The 977-nt window shown below is 41.5% G+C and carries 1 protein-coding gene; it reads left to right on the forward strand.

Annotated elements, in window-relative coordinates:
• On the forward strand, positions 1-977 hold a 977-nt coding region (locus ACM0OP_RS24215), incomplete at both ends, for a condensation domain-containing protein (protein ID WP_414530952.1).

The raw sequence follows: 977 nt of genomic DNA on the forward strand, positions 1-977 counted from the left end.
TTACTTTGAACAATTTAGTTGGAATCTCCACGGATCTCTCAACATTAGAGCATTCCATCAGTCATGGCAGCATATTGTAAACCGCCATTCAATTCTCCAAACCTGCTTTGTTTGGGAAGGTTTAAAAGAACCAGTACAAGTTGTGCATCGACAGGTAACTCTACCGTGGCAGGAGTATAATTGGCAGCATCTCTCTCCAGATGAACAACAACAAAAGTTAAGAGTTTTCTTGGAAAGCGATCGCTCTAGTGGTTTTGAACTTACGCAACCACCATTGATGCGTCTAACACTGGTTCAACTTTCGGATACATCCTATAACTTTACGTGGAGTCATCATCATCTGTTACTAGATGGGTGGTCTAGTGCCATAATTGTTAAGGAAGTTTTTGCTTGTTACAAAGCTTTCAGCAACGGTGAAGATGTCTTCTTAGAACCCATTCGCCCTTATCGAGATTATATTGTCTGGCTTCAGCAACAAAACCTATCTGTGGCTGAGACTTACTGGCGAGAGACGCTCAAAGGTTTTACTACTCCCACACGGTTGTGGGCAGATCCAGGCGCTAGAAAATCACTGACTCCCGAAGATGACTATGCCGAACAAGAAATTAAGTTTTCAGCAGTAACAACTACAGAGTTAGAATCCATAGCACAACAGCACCAGCTAACATTAAATACTTTGATACAAGGAGCTTGGGTGTTGCTATTAAGTTGCTACAGTGGTCAGGAAGATATAGTTTTTGGGGCAGTAGCTTCTGGTCGTCCCCCTACTCTAGCCAAAGCTGAGTCTATGGTAGGGTTATTTATCAATACACTACCCATTAGAGTAAAAGTCTCGCCCCAAGAATTTCTTTTACCTTGGCTGCAAAAAATTCAGACTCAATTAGTTGAGGCACGTCAATACGAATATACTCCTTTAGTAAAAATCCAAGGATGGAGTGAAGTTCCTAAAGGTTTGGCTCTGTTCGATAATATATTAG

Source organism: Nodularia chucula CCY0103 (assembly GCF_963923915.1).
Lineage (GTDB): Bacteria > Cyanobacteriota > Cyanobacteriia > Cyanobacteriales > Nostocaceae > Nodularia > Nodularia chucula.